General features: G+C 37.2%; 6 protein-coding genes. All 6 read left to right on the plus strand.

Going from position 1 to position 6,578, the window contains the following annotated elements; translation table 11 throughout:
* The first annotated feature begins 24 nt into the window (after positions 1 to 24).
* Genes rfbG through PHC29_04690 form a run of 6 tightly spaced genes read left to right on the plus strand, consistent with a single transcriptional unit; the run spans position 25 to position 6,202 of the window.
* A complete protein-coding gene (rfbG, locus tag PHC29_04665) occupies positions 25 to 1,149 on the plus strand; it encodes a CDP-glucose 4,6-dehydratase (GenBank protein ID MDD5108785.1) in 1,125 nt (374 codons plus the stop codon).
* Positions 1,150 to 1,152: 3 nt separating this feature from the next.
* Positions 1,153 to 1,590 (plus strand): dTDP-4-dehydrorhamnose 3,5-epimerase family protein, encoded by a 438-nt coding sequence (locus PHC29_04670; GenBank protein MDD5108786.1) that lies wholly within the window; start codon positions 1,153 to 1,155, stop codon positions 1,588 to 1,590.
* 42 nt (positions 1,591 to 1,632) lie between these two features.
* Positions 1,633 to 2,541 carry a glycosyltransferase gene (locus PHC29_04675; GenBank protein ID MDD5108787.1) on the plus strand — a complete coding sequence of 303 codons (909 nt, stop codon included), beginning with the start codon at positions 1,633 to 1,635 and terminating at the stop codon, positions 2,539 to 2,541.
* A gap of 31 nt (positions 2,542 to 2,572) precedes the next feature.
* Positions 2,573 to 4,519: an asparagine synthase (glutamine-hydrolyzing) gene (gene asnB, locus PHC29_04680; protein ID MDD5108788.1), complete on the plus strand. Its 1,947-nt coding sequence runs from the start codon at positions 2,573 to 2,575 to the stop codon at positions 4,517 to 4,519.
* Positions 4,520 to 4,526: 7 nt separating this feature from the next.
* Entirely contained in the window at positions 4,527 to 5,630 is a 1,104-nt protein-coding gene (locus tag PHC29_04685) for a glycosyltransferase family 4 protein (GenBank protein MDD5108789.1), read from the plus strand.
* Positions 5,627 to 6,202, plus strand: coding sequence for a sugar transferase (locus PHC29_04690; protein ID MDD5108790.1), 576 nt, complete (start codon positions 5,627 to 5,629; stop codon positions 6,200 to 6,202). The genes PHC29_04685 and PHC29_04690 overlap by 4 nt, the downstream gene beginning before the upstream one ends.
* The last annotated feature ends 376 nt before the right edge of the window (positions 6,203 to 6,578 follow it).

A 6,578-nucleotide genomic window follows, 5' to 3' on the forward strand; every position in this document is an offset into this window, starting at 1 on the left:
ATATAATAAAATCCGGAGTTTTATATGGAAAATAAAAAAATTGACTCAATTTTTAAGAATATTTATCAGGGAAAAAAGGTTTTAGTCACAGGCGACACGGGTTTTAAAGGCTCGCTACTTTCCATTTGGCTGACATTATTAGGTGCTGATGTTACGGGATTTTCTAGTTACCTGCCTTCTAAACCGTGTTTATTTTCCGTATGCGGGGTGGACAAGCTTGTTAATCATATAGATGGTGATGTCCGTGATTATGAGTTTTTAAAGAAGATCTTTACTAAAAATAACTTTGATTTTGTTTTCCATTTAGCTGCGCAACCTATTGTGAACGTGGCTTATCTTAACCCGAAAGAAACCTTTGCAATCAATGTTTTAGGAACGGTTAATATTTTAGAATGTATACGTAATTTTTCAAAAGATACAATCGCTATAATCATAACCAGTGATAAGTGCTATAAAAACATGGGTTGGAGTTGGGGATACAGGGAAACCGATCATCTTGGAGGTTGGGATCCTTATAGCGCATCAAAGGCCTGTGCTGAATTAGTTTGTGAAGCTTATTTTAAATCTTATGCTGAAGATTCAAAACATGGTTTTAGAATGGCTACGGCAAGGGCTGGTAATGTAATCGGAGGAGGGGATTGGGCTTTAAATAGGATTATCCCGGATTGCGTCAGGGCGTGGAGTGAGAATAAGGTGGTATGTGTAAGAAATCCTCAAGCTACGAGGCCATGGCAGCATGTCCTTGAGCCGTTAAGCGGATATTTATGGTTAGGCCAAAGGGTCTCGGAGTCCAGGAAGTTAAATGGTGAATCTTTTAATTTTGGCCCGGATTATAAGGTAAGCGAGTCAGTGGGAGAACTTATTAAGCTATTTTCAGAAAATTTTGGTGGAAGTAATAAATGGAAATACCTACCGAAAAAAAGCGGATCAAAAGAAAGTTTGTTTTTAAAAGTATCCAGCGATAAAGCTTTAAAATCTTTGAATTGGTATGCTGTGTTGACTTTTCCGGAGAGCATAAAGATGACTGCTGAGTGGTATGAGAAATACTACAAAGATAAAAATAAAAATATGTTGGATTTTACAATAGGACAGATAGAATATTATATTTCTAAGGCGCAAGGGCTTAAGCTTGCCTGGGCGAAAGTCTAAGATATGATTGATGGCGTTTTTGTTGAAAAATTAAAAAAAATTGTTGATCCTCGCGGCAATGTTATGCATATGTTACGTTGCGATGCTTCGTATTTTAACTCTTTCGGTGAAGTCTATTTTTCAGAAATAAAGCCGGGCATGGTGAAGGCATGGCGGAAGCATTTAAAGATGACTCAGCTTTTTGCAGTTCCGATAGGTAAGATCAAGCTTGTAATTTTTGACGACAGAAAGGATTCTTCTACTAACGGCGAGGTTATGGAAATTGATACTGGAGTAGAGAATTATTCTTTAATAAAAATTCCGCCTCTGTTGTGGTATGGGTTTAAAGGGGTCTCAGAGCCGCTTTCTCTTGTTACAAATTGTGCCGATATCCCTCATGACCCCAATGAGATTGTAAGATTAGATCCTACCGATTCAACAATTCCTTATATCTGGAAATAATCCATGAGTAACTCCTCCAATAATAATCCTCTTGTGAGCATCATGATGAATTGCAGAAATGGCCGAGAGTATTTACGAGAGGCTATCGATAGCGTTTTTGCTCAAAGCTATGCGAATTGGGAAATAATTTTTTGGGATAATGCTTCTACTGACGATAGTGAAGCGATAGCAAGAAGTTATGGCGAAAAGGTACGCTATTTTAAAGGGGAAACTGCTATTGCCCTGGGCCAAGCCAGGAATCTGGCTATGGCAGAGGCCAGGGGAGAGTATCTTGCTTTTCTTGATTGCGATGATTTATGGCTAAAGCAAAAGCTTTCCAAACAGGTAGCTTTGATGATGGAGAGAAAAGAAATAGATTTTATCTATTCAAATTATTACAGAGTAATTATGCCAAAGGCTAGAGATTTGATTTTGGGATTACATGGCCGGCAACCGGAAGGAAAAGTTTTCGGGTCTTTTCTAGCGCATTATCCTGCTAATCTGCAGACGGTAATGGTGCGTATGGATGCAATTAAAAGGCTGAATTTAAAATTTGACGATAGCCTTGAACTTTCAGAGGAATTTGATTTTTTTATGCGTATTCTTTTAAAATCTAAAGCCGCCTATATTAATGAGCCGCTGGCAACTTACCGGATACATCAGCATATGAGCAGCCAGAAATTACAACATAGGTACTTAGTTGAGTTGGATTATATTAAAGATAAATTCAGTAAGATTGAAGATTTTAATACAAATGAATATCGTAATGCTTTTAGGCATTTTGAGGCAAATGTAGGATATTGGTGTGCAAAAGTTAATATGGAAAGAGGTAATTCCTGGTTAGCCAGATTGAGGCTTGAGCCTTACAAATTTATAAATTTTAAGTTTTTTTTATTGTATCTGGTTGCGTTTTTACCTATCCGTGTATGGAAATTTATTCACCATTATAAACTACAAGGTAAACTGCATTAGGTTTAGCCATTTTCTCAACAGAAAACTTTTTATGTGCGGAATTGTTGGATTTATAGATAAGCAGAATTTCAAAAAAAATAGTGATTTAGTTAGAATTGTTACTGGCATGTCGGATGCCTTACGTCATAGAGGGCCTGATGATAAAGGAGTTTGGGTTGATGAAAACTCTGCAGTAGCCTTAGGGCATAGGCGCCTGTCGATTATTGATACATCTGTTGCAGGCCATCAGCCAATGGAGTCATCTTGTGGCCGCTACGTAGTTGTTCTTAATGGCGAAATCTATAACTTTAGGGCTCTGCGTAAAGAATTGGAATTAAGTGGATTTAAATTCCGCGGACACTCAGATACCGAAGTTATGCTTGCTCAGATTAGCCGTGATGGCCTTCAGGGCGCTGTGGAAAAATTTAACGGTATGTTTGCTTTTGCTCTTTGGGATAGGCAGGATAAAATACTTTCTTTATGCCGGGACCGCCTGGGTGAAAAGCCGCTTTATTACGGATTTATCAACAATGGTTTTGTTTTTGCTTCGCAGCTCAAGGCTTTAAAGAAATTTCCGGGTTTTATTGGAGAAGTGGACCGGCAAGTTTTAACTTTATACTTAAGGTATAATTGTATACCTGCGCCTTACTCGATATACAAAAATATTAAAAAACTCCTGCCGGGTGAAATTTTAACTTTTAAGATTGAAGATAAAAGTATTAATACTAAAGCTTATTGGTCTGTTTCTGATATAGCAAAAGATTTTGATAAAATTAGATGGGATAGAAATCCACAAGAAACGCTGATAGAAGCAGAAGTTTTACTTAAAGATGCGGTTAAGATTCGTATGGAATCAGATGTTCCTTTAGGTGTTTTTTTATCGGGAGGAATCGATTCTTCGCTTATTACCGCGTTAATGCAGGCGCAGAGCAGCGTGCCTATAAATACATTCACGATTGGTTTTGGCGATAAAAGATATAATGAAGAAGAAGATGCTCGTGTAATAGCCAAACCTTTAGGAACAACTCATACCAGCCTTTATGCTAGCGCCGAAGATGCCCTGGATATTATTCCCGGGTTACCCGAAATATATGATGAGCCTTTCGCTGATTCTTCGCAGATACCGACTATTTTAGTTTCAAAGATGGCCAGGCAATTTGTTACGGTATGCCTTTCCGGTGACGGAGGGGACGAAATATTCGGCGGATATAATAGGTACATCTGGCTTGAAAGCATATGGAAAAAGCTGTGTTGGCTTCCTTATGGCTCTAGAAAATTATTAGCACACCTGTTTTTAACCTGCTCGGCGGATTCATTCGAAAATATTTTTGAAAAATTAAAATTTATGCTGCCGGCAAAGCTGAAAATAAGGAATCCCGGGATAAAATTTCAGAAATTTTTAGATGTTTTATCAGCTCAAAATATCGAGTCAGCTTATTTGAATTTAACATCTCATTGGAAGCAGCCTGAAAAAATAGTTTTAGGCCAAAACGGCGGTATTAATAAGCTAGAAAACAAAAATTCATTAAGTTTTCTTGCCGACTATAAGAGACAGATGATGTATTTCGATACGATTAATTATTTACCCAATGACATATTGACCAAAGTTGATCGCGCCAGTATGAGCGTAGGGCTTGAAAGTAGGGCGGTTTATTTAGATCATCGGTTGGTGGAATTTGCCTGGAAATTACCAACGCAGATGATTATCAATAAAACAGGATCCAAATCCGTGCTAAGGAATATTCTCAATAAATACGTGCCTTTAGCTTATTGGGATAGGCCAAAAATGGGTTTTGCTATTCCTATTGATACCTGGTTGAGAGGCCCGTTAGGGAACTGGGCGGATGATCTATTATCAGCTGACTATTTGAAGAAAAAAGGTTATTTTGATTCTTCCATAATAACTAAAAGATGGCAAGAGCATAAGAAAGGTATCAATAATTGGCAGCATGAATTATGGGATATACTTATGTTTAATTCCTGGTTAGAATATAACTAATAAATATATGAAAATAATTTTTGTTTCCAATATATCCTGGGCGCTTTTTAATTTTCGGCGAGGATTGATGGTTGAGATTAAAAATCGCGGGCATGAAGTTATTTTTTGTGCGGCCGATGATGAATATACCTTTAAACTGCAGGAGTTGGGTTTTAAATATATTCCAATTGTTTTGGAAAGAAAAGGCACGAATGTTTTTAAGGACTTGTTGCTGCTTTTTACTTTAATAAAAATATATAAAAAAGAAAAGCCAGATTGGATTTTCCATAATTCTACCAAACCATTCCTTTATGGAACCATTGCTGCTTGTCTTACTGGCCGTCGGTGTATCAATACCCACTCTGGCCTGGGGCATTTGTTCATCAAAATGGGTTTTCTTACAAAATTTCTACTTATTTTTTATAAATTTGCAGGTTTTTATGCAACCAAAACTTTTTTTCAGAATAAAGATGATTTAGAATTATTCTTGAACAAAAAATTAATTAATTCTAAAAAATGTGTTGTTGTCCCCGGTTCCGGGGTAAACATCGATTATTTTAAACCTAATAGCAGTAAGAGCGATAAAGAAGGGTTTGTTTTCTTATATATGGGAAGGATTATTTGGGATAAAGGGATCCGAGAGCTTATCGATTCTGTGCGTACGTTGAAGGAACGGTATCCTTTAATGAAGGTAAATTTTTTAGGCATGATAGATAAGGGTAATCCTTCCGGGATTAGCAAAAATCAAATTGAAAAATGGGTTAAAGAGGGGCTTATCGAATATTTGGGTGAGGCAGTTGATGTCAGGCCGTTTCTAGAAAAATGCGATTGCGTTGTTTTACCCACTTTTTATCGTGAAGGTATCCCAAAGTCTTTAATGGAGGCTGCTGCGATGGAATTACCTATTATAGCCAGTGATGTTCCGGGATGCCGCGCTGTAGTTGAGCATGGAATTACGGGATTTCTAGTCAAGGTAAGGAATTCATTTGAATTGACCAAAGCAATGGATATGATGATGAAGATGCCCGAGGCCCAGAGAAAACAGATGGGGCAAAATGCGAGATTAAAAGTTGTTAGGGAATGTAGCGAAAGTTTTGTTATCGAAGGATATTGTGCGCAAATAGGCCTATGATGTATTTATTATCTAAAAGGATTTTTGATCTTGGTTTTTCATTTTTGCTTTTAGCCGTATTATTTATTCCTCTGATTTTTATAGCGGTTGTTATTAAACTCAATTCTAAAGGCCCGGTTTTATATTGGTCGGATAGAATAGGAATAAATAATAGTATATTTAAAATGCCTAAATTTCGTTCCATGCGTATAGACACTCCGGCTGTTGCCACGCACTTACTTAAAGATCCTGAATCCTATGTTACATCCGTAGGTTCAATTTTACGAAAATTTAGCCTGGATGAATTACCCCAATTGTTCAGTATAATTATGGGTGATTTAAGCTTTGTTGGCCCCAGGCCTGCTTTGTTTAACCAGGACGATTTAGTGGCTTTGCGTTCTGCAAAGGGGATTGATCGTTTGATTCCAGGGCTTACCGGATGGGCTCAGGTTAATGGAAGGGACAATTTACCGATTCCGGTAAAAGTCGAATTCGATGAATATTACCAACTTCACCGTTCATTTATCTTTGATATGAAAATTATACTTATTACTGTGCTGCAAGTAATTAAAAAAGAAGGTGTTGTGCATTAAGTATTCGTTAACCCCCTCCTCTATAGAGCTCTTCGCTTTGCGTTAAAATTTAAGTCTTAATATTAGAATAGTTTCTACAGAATTTAGCAAAGATTCTTTGTAATATATTGATTTTATGATACTTATTCCAAAGGTGTCATTGCGAGCGAGCGTAGCGAGCGAAGCAATCTAAACAATAGATTGCTTCGTCGGGCTTGGCCTTCCTCGCAATGACACTTGGAAAATTTTTGGGAATCACTAATATTAATATGTAATCGCAATATAATAATGTCCTAAATTAGCAAAGTAAGAATGTCCTATTTTTAAACTGCTATAATGCCTTTTAGAAGGAGGGGCATTATGGCGCAAGAGGAGATTCTTACGATGAGCCACAAGG

It is taken from the genome of Candidatus Omnitrophota bacterium, assembly GCA_028712255.1.
Lineage (GTDB): Bacteria > Omnitrophota > Gorgyraeia > Gygaellales > Profunditerraquicolaceae > UBA6249.

Excerpts from the sequence above, each read along its gene's own strand:
- rfbG (MDD5108785.1), top strand. The coding sequence starts at position 25 with ATGGAAAATAAAAAAATTGACTCAATTTTTAAGAATATTTATCAGGGA.
- PHC29_04670 (MDD5108786.1), top strand. The coding sequence starts at position 1,153 with ATGATTGATGGCGTTTTTGTTGAAAAATTAAAAAAAATTGTTGATCCT.
- PHC29_04675 (MDD5108787.1), top strand. The coding sequence starts at position 1,633 with ATGATGAATTGCAGAAATGGCCGAGAGTATTTACGAGAGGCTATCGAT.
- asnB (MDD5108788.1), top strand. The coding sequence starts at position 2,573 with ATGTGCGGAATTGTTGGATTTATAGATAAGCAGAATTTCAAAAAAAAT.
- PHC29_04685 (MDD5108789.1), top strand. The coding sequence starts at position 4,527 with ATGAAAATAATTTTTGTTTCCAATATATCCTGGGCGCTTTTTAATTTT.
- PHC29_04690 (MDD5108790.1), top strand. The coding sequence starts at position 5,627 with ATGATGTATTTATTATCTAAAAGGATTTTTGATCTTGGTTTTTCATTT.